19 protein-coding genes and 1 pseudogene are annotated in these 18,775 nt (G+C 64.7%); 7 read left to right on the top strand and 13 right to left on the bottom strand.

What is annotated here, in order from left to right:
- Positions 1-111 precede the first annotated feature (111 nt).
- From VLF18_RS07290 to apbC, 6 genes are all read right to left on the bottom strand, one after another.
- Positions 112-822 carry a hypothetical protein gene (locus tag VLF18_RS07290; protein ID WP_325278957.1) on the bottom strand — a complete coding sequence of 237 codons (711 nt, stop codon included), beginning with the start codon at positions 820-822 and terminating at the stop codon, positions 112-114.
- A gap of 142 nt (positions 823-964) precedes the next feature.
- Positions 965-1,714: a hypothetical protein gene (locus VLF18_RS07285; RefSeq protein WP_325278956.1), complete on the bottom strand. Its 750-nt coding sequence runs from the start codon at positions 1,712-1,714 to the stop codon at positions 965-967.
- A gap of 104 nt (positions 1,715-1,818) precedes the next feature.
- Positions 1,819-2,145 (bottom strand): hypothetical protein, encoded by a 327-nt coding sequence (locus VLF18_RS07280; RefSeq protein ID WP_325278955.1) that lies wholly within the window; start codon positions 2,143-2,145, stop codon positions 1,819-1,821.
- Between the two features lie 55 nt (positions 2,146-2,200).
- Positions 2,201-2,605: a hypothetical protein gene (locus VLF18_RS07275; RefSeq protein ID WP_325278954.1), complete on the bottom strand. Its 405-nt coding sequence runs from the start codon at positions 2,603-2,605 to the stop codon at positions 2,201-2,203.
- A gap of 115 nt (positions 2,606-2,720) precedes the next feature.
- A complete protein-coding gene (gene dcd, locus VLF18_RS07270) occupies positions 2,721-3,290 on the bottom strand; it encodes a dCTP deaminase (RefSeq protein ID WP_325278953.1) in 570 nt (189 codons plus the stop codon).
- A 19-nt stretch (positions 3,291-3,309) separates the two neighbouring features.
- Positions 3,310-4,401, bottom strand: coding sequence for an iron-sulfur cluster carrier protein ApbC (apbC, locus tag VLF18_RS07265; RefSeq protein WP_325278952.1), 1,092 nt, complete (start codon positions 4,399-4,401; stop codon positions 3,310-3,312).
- A 143-nt stretch (positions 4,402-4,544) separates the two neighbouring features.
- Here apbC and VLF18_RS07260 point away from each other — a divergent pair, with 143 nt between their 5' ends.
- The 4 genes and pseudogenes from VLF18_RS07260 to VLF18_RS07245 form a co-directional block, all read left to right on the top strand.
- Positions 4,545-5,003 (top strand): hypothetical protein, encoded by a 459-nt coding sequence (locus VLF18_RS07260; RefSeq protein ID WP_325278951.1) that lies wholly within the window; start codon positions 4,545-4,547, stop codon positions 5,001-5,003.
- A 273-nt stretch (positions 5,004-5,276) separates the two neighbouring features.
- Positions 5,277-7,412 (top strand): methionine--tRNA ligase, encoded by a 2,136-nt coding sequence (gene metG, locus VLF18_RS07255; RefSeq protein ID WP_325278950.1) that lies wholly within the window; start codon positions 5,277-5,279, stop codon positions 7,410-7,412.
- A gap of 13 nt (positions 7,413-7,425) precedes the next feature.
- Positions 7,426-7,977, top strand: a complete 552-nt coding sequence (locus VLF18_RS07250) for a hypothetical protein (RefSeq protein ID WP_325278949.1) — start codon at positions 7,426-7,428, stop codon at positions 7,975-7,977.
- Positions 7,974-8,453 (top strand): annotated as a pseudogene (locus tag VLF18_RS07245) (RnfABCDGE type electron transport complex subunit B); the annotation flags it as partial. The gene VLF18_RS07250 and the pseudogene VLF18_RS07245, both read left to right, overlap by 4 nt.
- Before the next feature lie 129 nt (positions 8,454-8,582).
- Here the strand turns inward: VLF18_RS07245 and VLF18_RS07240 are convergent.
- From VLF18_RS07240 to VLF18_RS07225, 4 genes are all read right to left on the bottom strand, one after another.
- Entirely contained in the window at positions 8,583-8,906 is a 324-nt protein-coding gene (locus tag VLF18_RS07240; RefSeq protein ID WP_325278948.1) for a DUF5056 domain-containing protein, read from the bottom strand.
- Complete coding sequence (locus VLF18_RS07235) at positions 8,903-9,475, bottom strand: sigma-70 family RNA polymerase sigma factor (protein ID WP_325278947.1); 573 nt, start codon at positions 9,473-9,475, stop codon at positions 8,903-8,905. The genes VLF18_RS07240 and VLF18_RS07235 overlap by 4 nt, the downstream gene beginning before the upstream one ends.
- Positions 9,468-9,842, bottom strand: coding sequence for a DUF6249 domain-containing protein (locus VLF18_RS07230; protein ID WP_325278946.1), 375 nt, complete (start codon positions 9,840-9,842; stop codon positions 9,468-9,470). The genes VLF18_RS07235 and VLF18_RS07230 overlap by 8 nt, the downstream gene beginning before the upstream one ends.
- A gap of 62 nt (positions 9,843-9,904) precedes the next feature.
- Positions 9,905-11,410, bottom strand: coding sequence for a serine hydrolase domain-containing protein (locus tag VLF18_RS07225; RefSeq protein ID WP_325278945.1), 1,506 nt, complete (start codon positions 11,408-11,410; stop codon positions 9,905-9,907).
- A gap of 260 nt (positions 11,411-11,670) precedes the next feature.
- Between VLF18_RS07225 and VLF18_RS07220 the strand changes: the two genes are divergently transcribed.
- On the top strand, positions 11,671-12,270 hold the full coding sequence (locus VLF18_RS07220) for a pyridoxamine 5'-phosphate oxidase family protein (protein WP_325278944.1): 600 nt from the start codon (positions 11,671-11,673) through the stop codon (positions 12,268-12,270).
- A 4-nt stretch (positions 12,271-12,274) separates the two neighbouring features.
- Here the strand turns inward: VLF18_RS07220 and lnt are convergent, their stop codons facing one another.
- Genes lnt through VLF18_RS07205 form a run of 3 tightly spaced genes read right to left on the bottom strand, consistent with a single transcriptional unit; the run spans position 12,275 to position 16,659 of the window.
- Complete coding sequence (lnt, locus tag VLF18_RS07215) at positions 12,275-14,767, bottom strand: apolipoprotein N-acyltransferase (protein ID WP_325278943.1); 2,493 nt, start codon at positions 14,765-14,767, stop codon at positions 12,275-12,277.
- Positions 14,768-14,821: 54 nt separating this feature from the next.
- Positions 14,822-15,550 carry a hypothetical protein gene (locus tag VLF18_RS07210; RefSeq protein WP_325278942.1) on the bottom strand — a complete coding sequence of 243 codons (729 nt, stop codon included), beginning with the start codon at positions 15,548-15,550 and terminating at the stop codon, positions 14,822-14,824.
- Between the two features lie 20 nt (positions 15,551-15,570).
- Entirely contained in the window at positions 15,571-16,659 is a 1,089-nt protein-coding gene (locus VLF18_RS07205; RefSeq protein WP_325278941.1) for an SGNH/GDSL hydrolase family protein, read from the bottom strand.
- A gap of 504 nt (positions 16,660-17,163) precedes the next feature.
- On the opposite strand from VLF18_RS07205, the gene VLF18_RS07200 reads away from it, so the two are divergent.
- On the top strand, positions 17,164-18,492 hold the full coding sequence (locus tag VLF18_RS07200; protein WP_325278940.1) for a YaaC family protein: 1,329 nt from the start codon (positions 17,164-17,166) through the stop codon (positions 18,490-18,492).
- Positions 18,493-18,613: 121 nt separating this feature from the next.
- The coding region (locus VLF18_RS07195; protein ID WP_325278971.1) for a transposase at positions 18,614-18,775 on the top strand (162 nt) is incomplete at its 3' end.

Here is an 18,775-nt window from a genome sequence, read left to right as displayed (position 1 = left end):
AGCGAAGCCGGTTCCCCGTCCTCCGACAACGTCGGGGGAAGAGGGCCAAGGCGCTGCTCGCCGCGCGCTCACTCAATTCCCACTCCTCTTCGCGCGTGACCCGCTCCCGCGTCAGTAACTCATGATCCGCAGATCCTCGACCTTCCAGACACTGCCGTCCTTCACGAACCCTGACGCGACGAACACATCGCCGTAGTCCATGTCGACCTCGGCGAACTCGGGACACGGCCGTCCTGCCGTCTCGATGCAGCCGCCGCGCGCGACGTCGTGCCACTGCGGCGTCGGTTCGGTGTCGCCCGTCTGCGGGTTGCGCGTCGGCAGCCAGCTGAGTTCGAGCAGGTTCCAGCTCACGTTGTCGGCGGTCGCGCGCACGATGAACGCGTAGCGCTTGTCGGGCAGGATCGGAAACGGCACGCAGCTGCCGGCGACGATCATCTTGTCGCCGGCGTAGCCGATGCTGAAATGTTCGATCGCCACGCCCGTGCAGACGCCGCCGGTGCCGAAGCCGTCGGGCACGTGGCCGAACGTGATGCCGCGGCCGAGCGGACAGCCGTTCGCGAACTGCGGCAGGTCGAGAATCGGACACGGCACGAGCGCCGCGCCGCCGCGCAGGCCGATCGCGAAATGCATGTCGGGATCGGCCGCCGCGCTGCCGGTATCGAGCTGGAACGTGATCTGCTGGATCTCGTCGTTGCGCACCGGGCCGTAGCTCCAGCGCGCCCAGTCGGGCGAGCCGCCGTGGCCGACATAGCCGAAAGGTCCGATCGCGAGCGCGCTGCCGGAATGCACAAGGACGGCAAGCGCGAGACATCGCAGTGACACGGAAGGCTTCATCGCATCCTCCATCGAGCCCCCGTCGACCGAGCATGCCAAACCGCGCATTGCATGGGCAACCGCACCGGGCGTCGCCGGCGTTCAGAAAAATGCGGATTTGCGGCGGAAACGCGCATCGCGCGCGACGCGGTCAGGTTGCCGCGGCGCGCTGGGTCTCGGCGGTCTTGTCCTTGCCGTCCTTCTTGCCGTCCTTGCCGGCCTCGGCCGTGGTCGGCTCGCAGCGCTTGGCTGACGGCGCGCTGACGGTCAGCACGAGTTCGCCGGTCGCGGCGTAAGGCAGCTTCACGTTGACCGCGTCGGTCGAATAGTAGAAGCCGCCCTTGGACGGTGCGTTGACCGAGCTGCGGCTGCGCGACTCGTAGGACTTGCCGACGTCCTTGTCCGTCGTCGCGACGAGGAACCGATTGAGCTTGCTCACCTTCACGCAGCCGACGAGCGCGGTCGGCTGGAACGGACGGATGTCGATCTTCAGCGGATCGACCGCGACGGTCTCGCGCACGTTGCCTTCGTCGTCGAGCAGATAGAACAGCGGCTTGAACACGGTGCGATGCTTGGTCGTGTCCGAGTCCTGCGCGATGACACGGACTTCGATCAGCGCCTCGTCGACCGGCTTGCTGAGTTCGACGCGACGGAAATAGCTGCGCCCGCGCGGCAGTTCGGCCTCGGGCGCGGTGGCATCGACGGGCAGGCGTGTCGGCTGGTCGAGCAGCAGGGTGATCGCGCCGGGCTGCGCCGTGACGACGCCGGCTTTCGGTGCCTCGGGCTTGCCGCCGAGCTTTTCGCGCACCCAGTTGAGTGGACCGGCCGCGGACGCCGCACTGAACGCAAAGGCGGCAACGGCGACGACAGCGACGACGAGTCGGGGAGGCGTGGGGCGCATGAAGAAAAGCGACAGCGGGTTCCGGTAAAAGTTCGATGCCGCATGGACGCGGTGCGTCGCCGCGGCCTGCGGCGTCCGCCGGTGGACGCCGCAGCGCGCGGGATTTACTCGGCCGCGAGCGGCTGCAGATCCTTGCCGTCGCCGGAATACGCGGTGATCTGCAGATAGTCGGCGATGACCTTGAGCAGATGCTTGTGCTCGGCGCTGGCCTTGTCCGGATTGCGCAGCACGACGCCGGTCAACTTGCCTTCGTCCTTGAGTTCCTGCAGGGAGCCCAGCAGCATGTTCTTGCCGAGCGGATTGCCCTGGAACAGGAACTGGTCCTTCTCGACCGCCTTGACGTAGGCATTGCCGTCCTTGACGTCCTTGGCCGCGTACGCGGCGAAAGCGAAGCCGAATACCGCAAAGAGGACCAGCAGGAAACGTTTCATCATCGACTCCGGATCGCGCGGCGCCGTGCCGCGACGGGGGTGAGGGAAAGCGGCGTCACTTCGCCGCGCTTTCGGTGCGCACTTCGGTGATTTCCATATCGGGTTTTTCCTGCAGGTACGTGCGCACCTTCAGTTCGAGGCCGATGCGCGCGAGCCCCTGGATGTGGCGCTCGGTGACCTTCTGCTTGCCGTCGCGCTTGAGGAACACGCTGTTGGCCGGCTTGTTCTCGTCGCGCAGATAGCGCAAGTGGCCTTTGACGTCTTCTTCGGACAGCGTCGCACCGTTGAGATCGAACTGGCCGTCCTTGTCGGCGACCAGCGTGAGGTCGAACGTGGCCGGAATGTTCGGCGCGGCGACGGCGTCGGGACGCGTGCGGCCGCCGCAGGCGCTCAGCGCGAGCGAAGCGGCGAGCGCGATCAGCGCCGCGCGCAGGGTCCGGTTCAGGGCACGGTATTGCATCAGGCTGTCCTGGCAGAAGACGTGGGATGAAACAGCGTACAGGAAACACCAAACCGGAAATAGCGGCCACGTTCGGCGGCGATCGCGCGCTTTTCGGCAACGCGGCGGGCCGTCGTCAGGTCCGCGGCAGGGTCACGCCGCGCTGGCCCTGGTACTTGCCGCCGCGATCGGCATAGCTCGTCTCGCACTCCTCGTCGGATTCGAAGAACAGCATCTGCGCGACGCCTTCGTTGGCGTAGATGCGCGCGGGCAGCGGCGTGGTGTTGGAGAACTCCAGCGTGACGTGGCCTTCCCATTCCGGCTCCAGCGGCGTCACGTTGACGATGATGCCGCAGCGCGCATACGTCGACTTGCCGAGGCAGACCGTCAGCACGCTGCGCGGAATGCGGAAGTATTCGACCGTGCGCGCGAGCGCGAAGGAATTCGGCGGAATGATGCAGACGTCGCTCTTGATGTCGACGAAGCTCTTCGGATCGAACGACTTCGGATCGACGATCGTCGAGTTGATGTTCGTGAACACCTTGAACTCGTCGGCGCAGCGCACGTCGTAGCCGTAGCTCGACGTGCCGTAGGAGATCAGCTTCCCGCCGGAGACGTTCTGGCGCACCTGGCCCGGCTCGAACGGTTCGATCATGCCGTGGCTTTCGGCCATGCGGCGGATCCACTTGTCGGCTTTGATGGTCATGTCTGCGGAGATTCCGGGGTCAGGTGTTCTGGATGACGATCTTCGGGAACTGGATCGCCTTGTTGCGCGCCTGCAGCGACAGCTTCGCGGCGAGGCGGCGCGCGATCTCGCGATAGCGCAGCGCGATGGCCGACTGCGGCGCGGCAACGACGGTCGGCGTGCCCGCATCGGCCTGCGCGCGGATCGCGATGTCGAGCGGCAGCGAACCGAGTAGCGGCACGTCGTACTGCTGTGCCATGCGCTCGCCGCCGCCGGCGCCGAAGATCGCTTCCTCGTGACCGCAGTTCGAGCAGACGTGCGTGGCCATGTTCTCGATGATGCCGAGCACCGGCACTTCGACCTTGCCGAACATCTTCAGTGCCTTCTTCGCATCGAGCAGCGCGATGTCCTGCGGCGTCGTGACGATGACCGCGGCGCTCATCGGAATGCGCTGCGCGAGCGTCAGCGCGATATCGCCGGTGCCCGGCGGAAAGTCGATGACGAGATAGTCGAGTTCGTCCCAAAGCGTGTTGGTCGCGAGCTGCATCAGCGCCTGCGTGACCATGGGACCGCGCCAGATCACCGGCGTGTCGTCCTCGATCATGTAGCCGATGCTCATGATCTGCAGGCCGTGATTGCGCTTGGGCGTGAAGTTCTGTCCGTCGGGACTCTCGGGCTTGCCCGAGGTCGCGGTCAGCAGCGGCAGCGACGGACCGTAGACGTCGGCATCGAGCACGCCGACGCGGGCCCCTTCGGCGTGCAGCGCGAGCGCGAGATTGACCGCCGTCGTCGACTTGCCGACGCCGCCCTTGCCCGATGCGACGGCGACGATGTTGCGCACGCCGGGCAGCGGACTGAGGTCCTTCTGCACCTGATGCGCGTAGACGCGGTAGGACACGGTGGCGACCGCGGCATCGACCTCGGGCAGCGCTTCGAGAACGTCCCTGATGCGCGCGGCGAGTTCGTTCTGCCAGCCCGCGGCGGGATAGCTCAGTTGCACGTCGACCGACACGCGGGCGCCGTCGATGCCGATGGCGCGTACAGCACCGGCCGCGACGATATCGCTGCCGGTATGAGGATCCTGAACGGCGGCCAGCGCCTGCCGTACCAGGGCCTCGGTTACCTGGCTCATAACTGCTCCATGGGAACTTTCGGCGCGGATTGTAGTGTCAAAACGCCGATTCCGCCGAGCGGCCCGCCCCTGGCCGCCGCGTTGCGATCCGCCGCCGGCGCCGGCATCCTGCGCGCCGCGCTCTTCCGTCCCAAGGATTCCCCATGCTCAACCGCTTCCGCGTTTCGCTCGCCTTCGCCGTCTGCGCCGCCGTCGCCGCCTGCTCCAGCGAGCCGCCGCCTGCCGCACCGGACGCGAAGGCCGACGCCTCCGGCGCCGCCGCCAAGGCCGACGTCCGCGATCCGCGCACCCCGAACAGCACTGCGTCGGCGCGCACGCCGGGCCCGCGCCTGCCGACCGAACTCGACAACACCGACCGCCCCGGCGACATGCCGAAACAGCGTCCGACCGGCCGCGTCGAATGCGACCAGTTCGGCGAAAAGCTGCGCCAGTGCGTCAACAGCGGCGTGCTGTCGCCGGAATCGCGCGAAACGCTGCGCTCCGAATACGTCGTCGCGATGAACGGCGCGAAGTTCAGGAACGCCGACCTGGCCAAGACCTGCCTCGACCTGCAGGAAAAACTGCAGCCGAAACTGGTGCAGGCGGGATGCCGGAATTTCTGAGCGAGCGCGCTCGCGGATGCGCACTGCGAATGCGCACTGACTGAGCTTCCCGGCACAAACCCATCCCGCCCACGCCCGGCCGGGATGGGTGGGGATGGGATTGCGCTTGCCGTCGCGCGCAGAAGCGAGCGGCCGCGCCGACAAAAACCCCGAGCACTGCATCCGGTGAACACGCCAGTCTCGTGCACCGCATCGCCGATCGCCTCCCCACCCGACCAGCCCCGTGGTTGCCCCATGCCATAATGCCGCGCCGCAACAGCCGGAAGCCAACGGATGACTTCACCGCGTCGCCTACTCGTCACCTGCGCCCTGCCCTATGCCAACGGCCCGCTGCACCTGGGCCATCTCGTCGGCTACACCCAGGGTGACATCTGGACCCGCGCGCAGCGCATGAGCGGCAACGTCGTTCATTTCGTCTGCGCCGACGACGCGCACGGCACGCCGATCATGCTGGCCGCGGAAAAGCAGGGCGTCGCGCCCGAAGCCTTCATCGAACCGATCCGGCAGTCGCACGAAACCGACTTCGCCGACTTCGGCATCCGCTTCGACCACTACCACTCGACGCACAGCGACGAGAACCGCCAGCTCGCCGAGCAGATCTACCAGCGCCTGCGCCAGGACGGCCACATCACGCCGCGCGTGATCGAGCAGCTCTACGATCCGGTCAAGGCGATGTTCCTGCCCGACCGCTACATCAAGGGCGAATGTCCCAACTGCGGCACGGCCGACCAGTACGGTGACAATTGTGAAAATTGCGGCGCGAGCTACGCGCCGACCGAACTCAAGAACCCGCGCTCGGTGATGTCCGGCGCGACGCCGGAGCTGCGCGAGTCCGAGCACTACTTCTTCGAGGTCGCCCACTTCAGCGAATTCCTGCGCGAGTGGCTGTCGGGCGACTCCGCGCATTCCAGCGTCAAGGGCAAGCTGCGCGAATGGCTCGACAGCGAGCTGCGCGCCTGGGACATCTCGCGCGACGCGCCCTACTTCGGCTTCGCGATTCCCGATGCGCCCGGCAAGTTCTTCTACGTCTGGCTCGACGCGCCGATCGGCTACCTCGCGAGCTTCAAGGCGCTCTGCGTCAGCGGCAAGAAGGCCGCGAACACGCACGACCCGCTGCAGTCGACCGACTATGACGTGTTCCTGCGCCGCGACAGCGCCGACTTCGATCCGTCGACCGAACTGCACCATTTCATCGGCAAGGACATCATCAATTTCCACGGCCTGTTCTGGCCGGCCATGCTGCATGGCGCCGGCTATCGCGCGCCGACCGCGCTGCACGTGAACGGCTATCTCACGGTCAACGGCGCGAAGATGTCCAAATCGCGCGGCACCTTCATCCAGGCGCGCACCTATCTCGACGTCGGCCTCGATCCCGAATACCTGCGCTACTACTTCGCCGCGAAGACCGGTGCCGGCGTCGACGATCTCGATCTGAACTTCGACGACTTCGTCGCGCGCGTGAACGCCGATCTCGTCGGCAAGTTCGTCAACATCGCAAGCCGCTGCGCGGGCTTCGTCAACAAGCGCTTCGCCGGCGTGCTCGCGACCGAACTGCCCGACCCGGCCATGTACGCGCAGTTCGTCGCGAGCGCGCACGACGTGCAGCAGTCCTACGACGCCGGCGAATTCAGCCGCGCGATCCGCCAGACCATGGCGCTGGCCGACGAGGCGAACCGCTACATCGACGAGCGCAAGCCCTGGGTCATCGCCAAGCAGGAAGGCGCCGACGCCGAACTGCTCGCCGTCTGCACGCAGGGCCTGAACCTGTTTCGCGTGCTCGCCGCCTGCCTCAAGCCCGTGCTGCCGGCGACCGCCGCGCGCGCCGAGCATTTCCTCGCCGCGCCGATGGACCACTGGCACGACATCACGCATCCGCTGCTCAACCACTGCCTGCGCGAATTCCAGCCGCTGCTGACGCGCGTCGACCCCAAACAGATAGAGACCATGATCGAAGCCAGCAAGGAAGACCTGCAGCCCGCCACGACCGAAGCGACGACCGCGGCCCCGAAGCCGGCCAGCGCAGCCAAGCCCGCCGCGCCGGCAGCGGCCGCGAACGACGCCGTGCCGACGGTCGCACCGACGATCGGCATCGACGACTTCGCGAAGCTCGACCTGCGCATCGGCCTCGTCACCGCCTGCGAATTCGTCGACGGTTCCGACAAGCTGCTGCGCTTCGAACTCGACGCCGGCGACCTCGGCAAGCGCCAGATCTTCTCCGGCATCCGCGCGGCCTATGCCGAGCCGGACAAGCTCGTCGGCCGCAAGGTCGTGTTCATCGCGAACCTCGCCCCGCGCAAGATGCGCTTCGGCGTGTCCGAGGGAATGATCCTGTCCGCCGGCAGCGGCGGCGACGACCTGCACCTGCTCGACGTGGACGCCGGCGCCGCCGCGGGCATGCCGGTCAAGTAGCCGGGGACTGCGCGTGCACGGCGACGCACTCGTCGCAGCGATCGTCGCCGTCGCGCTCGCGAACCGGCTGCTGCTCGCCGCACCGGGCACCGCCCTGCCGCCGCTGCGCGCGATCGCGCTGCACGGCGTGCTCGCCGCGCTCGTCGCGACCGTGACCACGCTCGCGACGGCCGCGTTGCACGACACGCTCGCGCCGCGCATCGCGCCATATCCGGCGGGCTTTCTCGTCGTGCCGGTCGGCGCGGCATCGACCGCACTCGCCGCCGTGCTGCTGCCGCGCTGGCGCACGTCGCTGCGCGACACCGACTGGCGCCTGCTCGGCGCCGACGCGATCGCGCTGACCGTCATCGCCGGCTTCACCGGCGGCGATACCGCCTCCACGCTGCTGCGCGGCTTCGCCTGCGCAAGTGCGTTCGCATTCGCGCTCGTCGTGCTCTGTGCGCTCGAACGGCGCCTGCAACACGGCTCGATACCCGACGCGTTCCGCGGACTGCCGATCCAGTTGCTCAACGCCGGCATGCTCGTGCTCGCCGGCAGCGGCATCGTCGGACTGTTCGGCACATGACCGCGCTCGTGCTCTCGCTGCTCGCGATCGCCGTGCTGTTCGGCATCGCGTTGCATCGCCTGGTTCCTGCCGAGGTACCGTCGCCCACGCCGCTCGCCGATCGCATCGACGCGCTGCTGCCGCAGACCCAATGCGGCCAGTGCAAATACGCCGGCTGCCGCCCCTATGCCGAAGCCATCGCGACCGGCGAGGCCGAGATCAACCGCTGCCCGCCCGGCGGCAGCGCCGGCATCGCCGCACTCGCCAAGCTGCTGAATCGCGCGCCGCTGCCGCTCGACCCCGAGCACGGCGTCGAGACGCCCCGCACCGTCGCCGTCATCGACGAAGCCGTCTGCATCGGCTGCACCAAATGCATCCAGGTCTGCCCCGTCGACGCGATCCTCGGCGCGCCGCAGGTCATGCATTCGATCCTTTTCGACGAATGCACCGGCTGCGGACTCTGTCTCGTGCCCTGCCCGGTCGATTGCATCGCACTCGTGGCGCCGTAGGCGCTCGCCGCGCATGAACGTCGCCGGCCGCCCGGCCTTCTCCCCGGCAGCTCGAGCGACGCACGATTCCGCCGACCGCAGTTCCAGTGAAAGACGCCACGAACGCCGACTGACGCTTCAGTGGTCCTCTGCCTCCATCGTTGTCCACCAGCACGCCAGTAGCGACATTCCGGCAATCACCGACATGAGGATGACGGCGGACGCCGACAGCTCGCCGCTGATCCAGTTCTGCCAACCGGCCTGCAGCAGCGGCGTCGACACGAGGCTCAGCCAGCAGGCAGCCATTCCGGCCACGATGCCGCCCGCCAGTGGCCACGCCGCACGACGGCGGCGTGGCGGCAACTGCTGCATCACGCGATCGGAAAATCCGTCGTCGGGTACCGCGCCGTCGAACTGCGCGCGCAGCAGGGTCTCGATTTCAGTGTCGTCCGAGTGATTCATGATGTTTGCTCCGCATCAATCCGATGCCACGCCGCCAGCCAGGTCTTCAGTTTTGCCTTGCCGCGAGTCGCGTGGGTTTTCACGGTGCCCAGTGGCATCGTCAGCACATACGCCGCTTCTTCGTGGCTGAGGCCCAGTTGTACACAATGCAGCAATACCGTCCGCTCCGCGCCGGACAGGCGTCGCATGGCGCGTTCCAGATCCAGCTGCAGATCGATCGCGCGCGCCGGCACCGGCAGTGCTTCGAGCTCTCCGTCGCCGCCCTCATCGGCCGGCCATGACTTTTTCCGGTGCGTCTGCAGGAAACACGTATAGGCGACGCGGTAAAGCCAGGTGGAGAAACGTGCGTCGCCGCGAAACTGATCGAACTTCTGCCAAGCCAGCAGAAAGACCTCCTGCGCGAGATCGTCGGCCGCCGCATGATCACCCTGCAGCAAACGCCTCAGTTGCGCACGCACCAGGCCTTGATGGCGACGCACCAGTTGTTCGAACGCGCGCGGGTCATTGCCCAGCCGCACGCGCGCCACCAGCGCCTGATCGATGCGCGCCTCGGCGGCGCTGTCAGCCATGCGCGTTCTCGCGTCGATTCAACCACCAGCTGGCGAGGTAACCCAGACCGATCATCAGCGGCAACAGTCCGATCCCCCACAGGCTGCGCAGGCTGACGCCGTTGTCGAGCGGGCCTGGAAGCGTGAGGAACATGACCATCAGCCCGAGGCCGCCGCCGATCAACACCAGCGCCCGGCGACGTTCGGAGTAGACGAGGTTCGGCTCGACCAGCAACTGGGGCGGCAACTCGACGCCCTTGTCGGCCAGTTGCAGCAGCGTCTGATAGCGCGCCTGCGTTTGCCGATAGCGGTAACGCAGCAGGATCAGGACGATCAGCACGGGAGCCATCATCACGATGAGGGGAATCAGGAAATGGATGGGTTGCATCGAAACGCTCCGGAATTGAATGGCTCGGGTGGAAGACGCCTGAAGCGACGTCTTTCCGGGACTCAGGGTTTTGTGGCTTCGGCGGCGAGCAGATCGGCGATACGCTCGGCCAGCATCCATGCCTGGCTTTGTCCTTCATTGCTGGTCAGCGCGACGGCGCTGCCGGTTTCCCAGATCATCGCCAGATTCGTCGTGACACCTTCGATGCCGCCCTGGTGTCCGCGAATATGGCGCCCGTGCGAGAGCCGCTCGTCGAAACCGGCGCCAATGCTCCCGGGGCCCATGGGTATCGGATCCTTGAACATGCTTGTCAGCGTGTCCGGTTTGAGCAGCTTGCCGCCGCGCAACGCCGCGGCAAAGCGCAGGAGGTCGGCGTTGTTCGAATAGCTGTCGCCTGCCGGGCTTCCCTTGTAAGGAATTTTCATCCAGTTCGCCTTCCAATCCGTTGAAAACGGACTCGCCTGAAAATAACCGACTGCCAATTTTGGCGTCGTCTCGTCCAAGGTGTTGAATCCGCTGGAGCGCATGCCGGCGGGCGCGAAGACATGGCGCTGGACGTAGCCGAAATAATCCTCGTGGGAGACGTTCTCGACGATGCGACCGAGCAGGACGTAGCCGGCGTTGCTGTAACTCACCTGCTTGCCAGGCTCGCTGACCCGAGGCTGGCGAGCAATGAGGTCGAGATAGTCGGCGGGATTGACGTATTTCTCACGGTGCTGGAAGAACGCCGGGACGAAGAAATCACCGAGGCCCGATGTGTGATGCAGCAACTGCCACACGGTGATTTTTTTCGCCGCGTCGTGGTCGGGATATTCGGGCACCAGCTGATCGAGCGTCGAATCCCACGACAGCTTGCCGGCTTCGACGAGTTGGCCAATGGCCACGGCGGTGAACATCTTGCCTACCGAAGCCACGCGAAATTTTGTCTCGCGATCGACCGGGACACCGAAGCTGCGCTCGGCCAGGCCACGGCATTCATCGAACACGGTCTTGCCGCCGTGGGCGACCGTCACGCATCCGGAGAAGTCGTTGGCTTGTACGAGCCGGTCGAGCGCGGTGTGGATCAGGCTGTTCAACCGCTCCGGCGAGACCGCCGTATCCGGCCAGTCGGCGTACAGCGCCGGATCATCCATCGGCATCAGATCCGCGCGTCCCAGCTTGCCGGGCTGCGCCGGATCGGCCGCCAGAATGAACATGACCCATTGACCAGTGCGACGCGCCTTCACGGTCAGCACCAGAAAGCCTTGCTGGATGTGTGCGTTGGTCAGCGTCAAACCGCCGCTTTCGCGCACCGCCGAGACCAGACCGTCGACGAAGGCAGCCGCGTCTTCCTTGCCGAAGGCAGATGACAGAACCGTCGGTGCCCACGCCCGCATCTGCTCGGGCGTATCGCTGTTCACATGACGCAGGAGTTCACTGCCTACCTTGCCGAGCGGTGTGTCGGGCACCGTCGTCGACGGCGCAGCAACGACGGCGCCGGACGCGCACAGGAAGGCGGCAAGTGCGAATGCCGATAGCGAAAAACCTCGGCGCAGCCCACGTGCTGCCATCGGGAAAAAATTGTTCATCAGTCGTATGCCTCGACGTGCGCGCGCCACCGGCATGCAGATCGGTGGCGCAAGAATGGGAAGGTTCGCGCAACTGCGCAGTGGCAGCTGTCATCCGGTTGGATGCGTCGATGCGGCAATCTGGATTCATCGCCCGAACTTCCGACATCGGACCGGAGCACCGCCCCCCGCCTCGCCACCGTTGTGCCCCCTCCGAACCCGGAGTTACAGTGCGCCAACCCATCGACCGTATGAACCTGACCCTTGGTTGCGGAGGCGTCATGACGAACGTTCCGATGTATCACGACGGCATGCGGCAACTGCAGGACATCCGCGAAACCCGCCCGCTCGCTGATCGCCTCGAACAAGTCATCAAGCGCACCGCGCTCACCGACGAAGACCGCGCCTTCATCGCACGCTGCGCGATGTTCTTCATCGCGACCGCCGACGCGGACGGGCATCCGGACTGTTCCTACAAAGGCGGCCTGCCGGGATTCGTGCAAGTCCTCGACGACGGCACGCTGGCCATCCCGGACTACGACGGCAACGGCATGTACCGCACCTGGGGCAACGTGCTCGTCAATCCGCACATCGGACTGCTGTTCATCGATTTCGAGAATCCGAAACGGCTGCGCATCAATGGCACGGCGAGCGTTGCCGAGGACGACCCGCTGCGCGAAGCGTTTCCCGGATCGGTCTTCATCGTGCGCGTCACGCCGACGCTGATCTTTCCGAACTGCCCGCGCTATATCCACACGATGCAGATCGTCGAGACGTCCGTGCATTCGCCACGTTGCGACTACACGCCACCAGTGCCGGCGTGGAAGACGTTCGAGGTGTTTCGCGATGCGTTGCCGGCCAGGGATCGTTCCGGCGAGTGAAGCCTCAGCCGGACAGCAACCGAATCGCCAGCCACCCCGGAAGACCGATATAGAAGGCCACGCGACTTAGCACTGTCAGCGTACGGCGCGCCGCGTCGGCACGTGCCGGCCATTGCAGCATCGCCACGTGCATGGACTCGACCACGATGCGCAGCACCGCGGCGAACAGCATCAGGCCGATGGACCAGGCGGCCCACCAGACCAGCAGTCCAGTGAACCACGCCACGAATCCATACGTATACAACTCACCGAACGTCCCACCGAAGGCGATGTACTGGTGCAACCGGAACGCCGGCAGCGCCGGAAGCAACGGAAACAGCACGAACTTGACCAGTGGATGATCGAGCCGCGGCCAAGTCGCTCGCGCGCGCGCCGTGGCGTAGTCGGCCATGCGTGTCGAGATCGCGTCGGCGACCTTCACGGTCGATCCGGCATCGGTCAGCGCGCGCAGCAGCGCGTGGATGTCGGCGACCGCTATGCCGTGCGTGAAACGCGCCCCGGAAGCGAGCCCCAGGTCCACGCCCGTGCCGGGCAACGGAATACGCCACGCCCGAGCCGCGACGATGCGATCGAGCGGAATTTCGATGCGCCGGTGGCGTTGCTGCAACACCAGCGTTCCCGCAGCGACGTGCGCGCGCGCAGCGAACACGCGCTGGATCGCCCACGCGGCAAGCGCCGGCGTTACGGTCGCAAAAATAAATATCTGCAGTTGTACGATCGAGTTCACTTGCAGCCCGTCGCGCAACAGCATGCGCAAGGCCAACCACAGCAGGCCGGCACCGGCGCATACGCGCAGCAGCGCGGTCGCGGCACGCCAGCCCGGCGTGAGCAGCACGACATCGACACCGGCAGGAACCGTCGGACTCGCAGCGCCGATGCTCGCGCGCAACTCGGATTTCGCGCGGCGTTCGCGCCACACGTGCACGACCGATGCAATCGCCAGCAACAGCAGCAACGCCATCCCTGCCCCGCCGACCCAATCGCCCCAGCGCACCATCAGCGTCAGCGGCGGATCGCGCAACGGCACCTCGCCCGCGAGCACCGCGCGATCGCCCATCGCCGTGCGTGCGAGCACCTCCCCCGTGGGATCGACGAACGCGCTGAGGCCGTTCGTCGTGACGCGCAATTGCGGCAGTCGCGTCTCGATGCTGCGGAACGAAGCCACTGCAAGATGCAGGCGCGCACCGATCGGATAGTTCGTGAACCACGAATCGTTGGAGAGACCGACGATTGCCTGCGCACCAAGCCGCACGCCGTCGATCGCGAGGCCCGGCCGCACGTCGTCGAGACAGATCAGCGGCACCACATTGAGCTCGCGCCCGTCGGCGGCACGCAGCGGCATGACGCGCGCGCCCGAACCCGGCTGCCAGCTGCCGGCCCACGGCAGCCAGCGCCGCAGCAGCGGACCATCGAGCCGTGCGGGCACATGTTCGGTAAATGGAAACGGATACGTTTTTCGGTAAGTGCCGATCAGGCCGGCACCGGGTGCGAGGAAAGCCGCCGCGTTGTACTCGCCCGCGGCATCGCGATCGTAGGTGCCGAACACCAGCGATACGTTCGCGGCAGCGGCGAATTCCAGGATCTCGCGATCCAGCGCCGCGCCGTCTTCGCTGCGCGGATGTCCGAACGTGGTCGGATACACCGTCTCCGACCACAGCAACGCGTCGGCATGGTGGTGTTCGATGGCCGCGCGCGAGAGCGCGAAATGCGTGTCCAGTACCTCTCGCACCACGGCATAGGTGCCCCGCTCGCGCCGCCGCCGTTCGTAGTCGACGAGGTTCGCCTGCACCATCGCGACGCGCATCGCCGCGGCTGGCGCGCTCAGTGCCGATTCGATCGCGGACAGGCGCAGCACGCCGTAACCGGCCATGACCGCCGGCAGCGCGATCGCGAACGCGAGCGGCCGCAGCACGCGGCGTATGCCGTCGCGTCGTTGCGCAACAGCCTGCGTCAGCGCTTCATTGACGAGGATCAGCAGGAATGTGATTCCGGCAGCGCCGCCGAGGTCGGCGACCTGCCGCAACCACAACGAAGGCGCCAGGCCGTGTCCCAGCGTGTCGCCGAGCAGCTTCGGCCACAGCCACTCGCAGGCGATCCAGGCCGACGCACCGGCGAGCGCGCGCAATGCAACACCATGGTGCCGCCCGGCGACATGACGCACGACAGCAAATACGATCACCTGCGGCTGCAGCAAAGGTGCACAAATGCACAACACCAGCAGGGCCGGAACTGTCCCGACGCCGGTATAGCTGTCCAGCGCCGCACCGAACCACAGGAACACCGCCGCGACGAACGCGATGCTCATCGCCCAGCCGCTCAGCAGCGCGCCGGTGACGGTACTCACCGCGTTCGAGGCGAGCAGCCACGGCACCAGCACGGCGAAGCCCAGCACCCACGCGTAGCCGCCACGCGCGTAGAGACCGAGCAACAGCGCGCTCGCGCCGACGCCGGCGAGCACGCGCCCGGTTGCGCGCGGCGGCGCAAGGAATGCCCGCATCACGGCCCGCCGGTCACGGCGAACGCATCAGGCTCGCCCATCGGCGCCGGCGCATCACGGCGTCGGAGGAATCGTGATTTCGCGGATCGGCAGCCCGGGCGGCGCCATCTCGGGCGGCACGACGCGATTTTCCGGAATCGCGACCGCGCGGCCGGACGCATCCACGAAGGTGCCGTCGGGCGAGAACATCAGGATCGGTTCCAGCGGCTCGCCGTCGTCGGTCACTTGATGATGGCGCACGTAGCCTTGCGGCAACTCGAAATCGTCCGGCACCGCGAGGCCCCGCAGCGGCGGACTCGTGCCGGGCGGATTGAACGCGCCGATGCCGGTGTGATCGCCCATGTCGTGCATCGCCTGGATCACCTCGGTCATCGACGGCACGGGATCGGTCGGCGACAGGCGCGACGACACGTAGGTCGCGATGTCGTCGGGATCGCCGCTCGGCGGGTCGTCGGGACTGCGCGCGCTGGACATGGCTGGCACCGCTGCGTTGCGTTGTGGCGTGCGAGCGGCCGCCGCTGCGACGCGCACCGGCGCTGCAGCGGTCGACTCCGTGGCCGCGACGGCGACGGATGCCGATTCTGCGGTGCCGCCCTGCCCGCTCACGCTGCGCGTAGGCCGCGGCGAAAGCAGCAGCGACGCGATGCCCGCCACGACGACCGTCGCGGCGAGCACCTTCATTGCCAACGCCGCAGAAATCACCGAGCGACGTTCGCGGATCACGCGCACACCATCGCCGTCCTCGACGGACGGCGGGGTGCGATCATGACCGGAACCGTTCACCGGTGTCGTTCTCCGGGCAATCAGGGCGTCGGCGGGTTATAGGTCGACAGCGACCAGCCCATGCGCTCGTGCCCGAAATTGTTCCAGATCGGACTCTTTCCGCTCGTGAAACTCGTATACCGCGGCGCGCCGGAGCCGGTCGATCCGCCCCAGAGACCCGCGCTCACCGTGCCGCCCGTGTAGGTCGGATGCACGTCGTCGGACTGGATGTAGTCGAAGCTGCTCGACGAACTCACGAAATGCGTGTTCGCATCGCGCAGCGTGGCGCGCAACGTCGTCGCGATACGCGTCACGTAGGCTGCCTCGGTATCACCGGCCACGTAGCGCAGCGCGGCCGAATCAATCTGGCCGTCACCGTTGCTGTCGTAGTCCGCGCCCATGTACTCCGCGAAACTGTCGGCACACTTGAATCCCTTCTGGCGCGCGTACTCGCACATCCAGTAGTTCATCGTCGCGATCGCCGGCAGGAAACGATCACGCAGATTCACCGTCGCACCCGTTGCTGCATCGCGACACGTACTCTGCACGTTGTCCGCGTTGTAGCCCGGGTAATAGAGGTTCGCGATGAGCTTCAACTTCACGTTGGTGTGCGCGTTCGCGTTGATGTAATCCATCGCCTGCGCGACATAGGTCTTGCAGGAAGCCACGGCGTTGTTGAGCACGCTGTAGTCGCAGGTGCCCGTCTGCGACTTGAAGCTCGACCGCGCCTGCAGGCCGTCATTGCCGCACATCTCGAAGGTCACGACACGCGTGGAACTGGCCTGCATGTACGAACGCTCGGCCACGATCTTGTTGTTATAGACATCCGACGCCACCGCGCCCGACTTCGCGCGGCGGATGTTCTCGATGTCCGCGTTCCACAGCGCCGAGAGGTACTCCGAATCGACGGTAGGCGCGGAGTACTTGGCCGCATTGCTGATGGAGCCGTTGTAACCCGCGTAGATCGAATCGCCGTAGGCCACGACGCGATACTTCGCGGTCGTTCCTGCGCGATCGACAGTCCACGAGACGTTCTGATTGAGCGTGTTGCCCATGGCCTGGGCGCTGAGTGCGAGCAAGGCGACAGCCGGCAGCCACCGACAGGCAGTGCCGCGGAATCGGTTGTACATGGTTTTCCCCACGAGGTCAGTGTGCAGTGCAGACGCGGAAACCGGACGGCTTCCGTCCTCCCAACGAAACGCAACACTTGGCTCGCACCCTGACGGGCGCCCCTGGGCCGTGGCGAAGACTAAATGTGGGCGTTGTGGAGGTCAATACGAACGTTTGAAATGATTATGGTGCGGCGCGTCATGATTGAAATGCGATCGCTCACCCCTTGGGACAGATTAGGCACGTACGTCACATCTCGTGTTACGGTTAACGCGCTTACACAGGGGGCTGGCGTGAGCGTCCACGAATTTCAGATCACACTTCAGCATGGTAGAGCTGCGCGTTTTTTCGTGCGCAGCGGCTGGCGTCGTTCGATAACGCGCAGAGTGCTGGGAACGGCACTCCCAGGCAGGCTACGACCATGAAGATTTCGCACACCCAATTTTCATGACTTGAGCCGTTCGGCTATTGGAAATGCAGGCAGAACTGAACGTTTCCGCGGCAATACAATCTAGGATGCAATCATGCTCGATGAGATACTTGTAGACGAATTCATCACAACAAAGGCAGAAAATCACCCACCTTTTGCAACGACGATTGACTACGAAGCCGAAAGCAGAAAACGCGATGAAGCCACAAAAAGGTGGGCTGAACTCACTGCGGCAGATCGAGGAAAATTCAACAATAGACTGGAAAAATATCATAGCGACGAAGGTGTTATCGACCTAAAGGCCCCGTCAGTTTCATCGTCGAAAAACTACTATCTACTTCAGCGCGAGATTGCCGCCAGAATTTCCGCCGAAAGCTTGTTTGAACCGCTTCCTATTGACGAGCTTCACTTTGAAAGCGCCCTAATGGAGCTGATCGAAAACATCGAGAACGTAGCCCACATCAAGGAGCTGTACAAACTGCGTAAGCGCACGGTAGGAAACTCTAAGAACGCTGGCATCAGCTCAGAGGATGCAGGCCGGCTAAAAAACTGCATGCGGCAGGGTCGTGAACTCTATTTGTCGGGGAAGCTCGGCTCGTTGATGGTCAAGCCACTAAATTTCTTCTACTCCCTTACTGCATACGCCTATGCCATCGTAATTCTCAACAACCCGATCCGCTATTCACTCGACGGCCTACCTGGCTCGCATGGAATCAACTATCTGCCGGACGGAGCAAAGACCCAGTTCGGAGGCGACATGCCCCACGGGACCTTCAGCGACCTCTTCGCCGCCTTTCCAACGGTTCTACTGCGCAATCATCAGTTTGAAATTACGCAGGACTGCAAAGAATCACTCATTGAGTTCTACAGAACGAGAACGACCGTAAGCCCCGGAACTCTGCTCAGTATGATTCCTGAGCTGCGTGAGTACTACAAACTAATTACTGGTCGAAATAGCCGAGCCCATCCGCTTGAGCTATCTATCACCAACGATACTCGAACTGTTAAGTGGGAGTTTCAAATAGGTGACGGTGAACTTCGTCCGCCAGTTGATGGAGTTGAAAAGGAATTTGAAGGCTTTAACGTTTATGAGAGGCACGGGAAAATTATCGTAGCAGTCCCTGGATCAGACGCACATCGAATTAGAGCATGCATCTACTCGGATGCGCGCGGAAGGTTTTGGTATATCGAAAACCCATTTTTTCCAATCGTACTTCCTGAAGTGTGCGTCCACTTTCTGCTTAGCAATTCCTTCAGCAACATCATGCGTTATTCCCCGGACAGATGGGGAAATATCCTTCTCAATGAGGCTGATTCAAATGTCTCATTGATCGCACGAAAATACTTATCGGCGTTCGAAAACAAGTTTCCTTTCCTCGTGCTTCGGTCAATATCACGATTCCAGCCGTATGTTGCGACCTGAGAAGCCCTCAACGGAACCTGCCGCATCGAAATACTCGACGCGAACTGCTTTCTGACGTTGGGTCCATCCCCCTTAAAGTGAGCCCAGGGATTAGTAGAGACTCTCAGCAAAGGAGAGTCCCATGCGGAAGTCGAAGTTCAGCGAAGTACAGATTGCGGCGATCCTGAAGGAGGCCGAGGCGGGAATGGCGGTGGCGGAGGTCGCGCGCAAGCATGGCATCAGTGCGGCGACGTTCTACCAGTGGCGGTCGAAGTACGGCGGGATGGAGGTATCGGATCTGCAG

Source organism: Tahibacter sp. (genome assembly GCF_035481375.1).
GTDB lineage: Bacteria > Pseudomonadota > Gammaproteobacteria > Xanthomonadales > Rhodanobacteraceae > Tahibacter.
This window is presented reverse-complemented; position numbering and strand designations above follow the sequence as displayed.

Coding starts and splice junctions, on each gene's coding strand:
- VLF18_RS07285 (WP_325278956.1), bottom strand. CDS start 1,714: ATGCGCCCCACGCCTCCCCGACTCGTCGTCGCTGTCGTCGCCGTTGCC.
- VLF18_RS07280 (WP_325278955.1), bottom strand. CDS start 2,145: ATGAAACGTTTCCTGCTGGTCCTCTTTGCGGTATTCGGCTTCGCTTTC.
- VLF18_RS07275 (WP_325278954.1), bottom strand. CDS start 2,605: ATGCAATACCGTGCCCTGAACCGGACCCTGCGCGCGGCGCTGATCGCG.
- dcd (WP_325278953.1), bottom strand. CDS start 3,290: ATGACCATCAAAGCCGACAAGTGGATCCGCCGCATGGCCGAAAGCCAC.
- apbC (WP_325278952.1), bottom strand. CDS start 4,401: ATGAGCCAGGTAACCGAGGCCCTGGTACGGCAGGCGCTGGCCGCCGTT.
- VLF18_RS07260 (WP_325278951.1), top strand. CDS start 4,545: ATGCTCAACCGCTTCCGCGTTTCGCTCGCCTTCGCCGTCTGCGCCGCC.
- metG (WP_325278950.1), top strand. CDS start 5,277: ATGACTTCACCGCGTCGCCTACTCGTCACCTGCGCCCTGCCCTATGCC.
- VLF18_RS07240 (WP_325278948.1), bottom strand. CDS start 8,906: ATGAATCACTCGGACGACACTGAAATCGAGACCCTGCTGCGCGCGCAG.
- VLF18_RS07235 (WP_325278947.1), bottom strand. CDS start 9,475: ATGGCTGACAGCGCCGCCGAGGCGCGCATCGATCAGGCGCTGGTGGCG.
- VLF18_RS07230 (WP_325278946.1), bottom strand. CDS start 9,842: ATGCAACCCATCCATTTCCTGATTCCCCTCATCGTGATGATGGCTCCC.
- VLF18_RS07225 (WP_325278945.1), bottom strand. CDS start 11,410: ATGAACAATTTTTTCCCGATGGCAGCACGTGGGCTGCGCCGAGGTTTT.
- VLF18_RS07220 (WP_325278944.1), top strand. CDS start 11,671: ATGACGAACGTTCCGATGTATCACGACGGCATGCGGCAACTGCAGGAC.
- lnt (WP_325278943.1), bottom strand. CDS start 14,767: ATGCGGGCATTCCTTGCGCCGCCGCGCGCAACCGGGCGCGTGCTCGCC.
- VLF18_RS07205 (WP_325278941.1), bottom strand. CDS start 16,659: ATGTACAACCGATTCCGCGGCACTGCCTGTCGGTGGCTGCCGGCTGTC.
- VLF18_RS07200 (WP_325278940.1), top strand. CDS start 17,164: ATGCTCGATGAGATACTTGTAGACGAATTCATCACAACAAAGGCAGAA.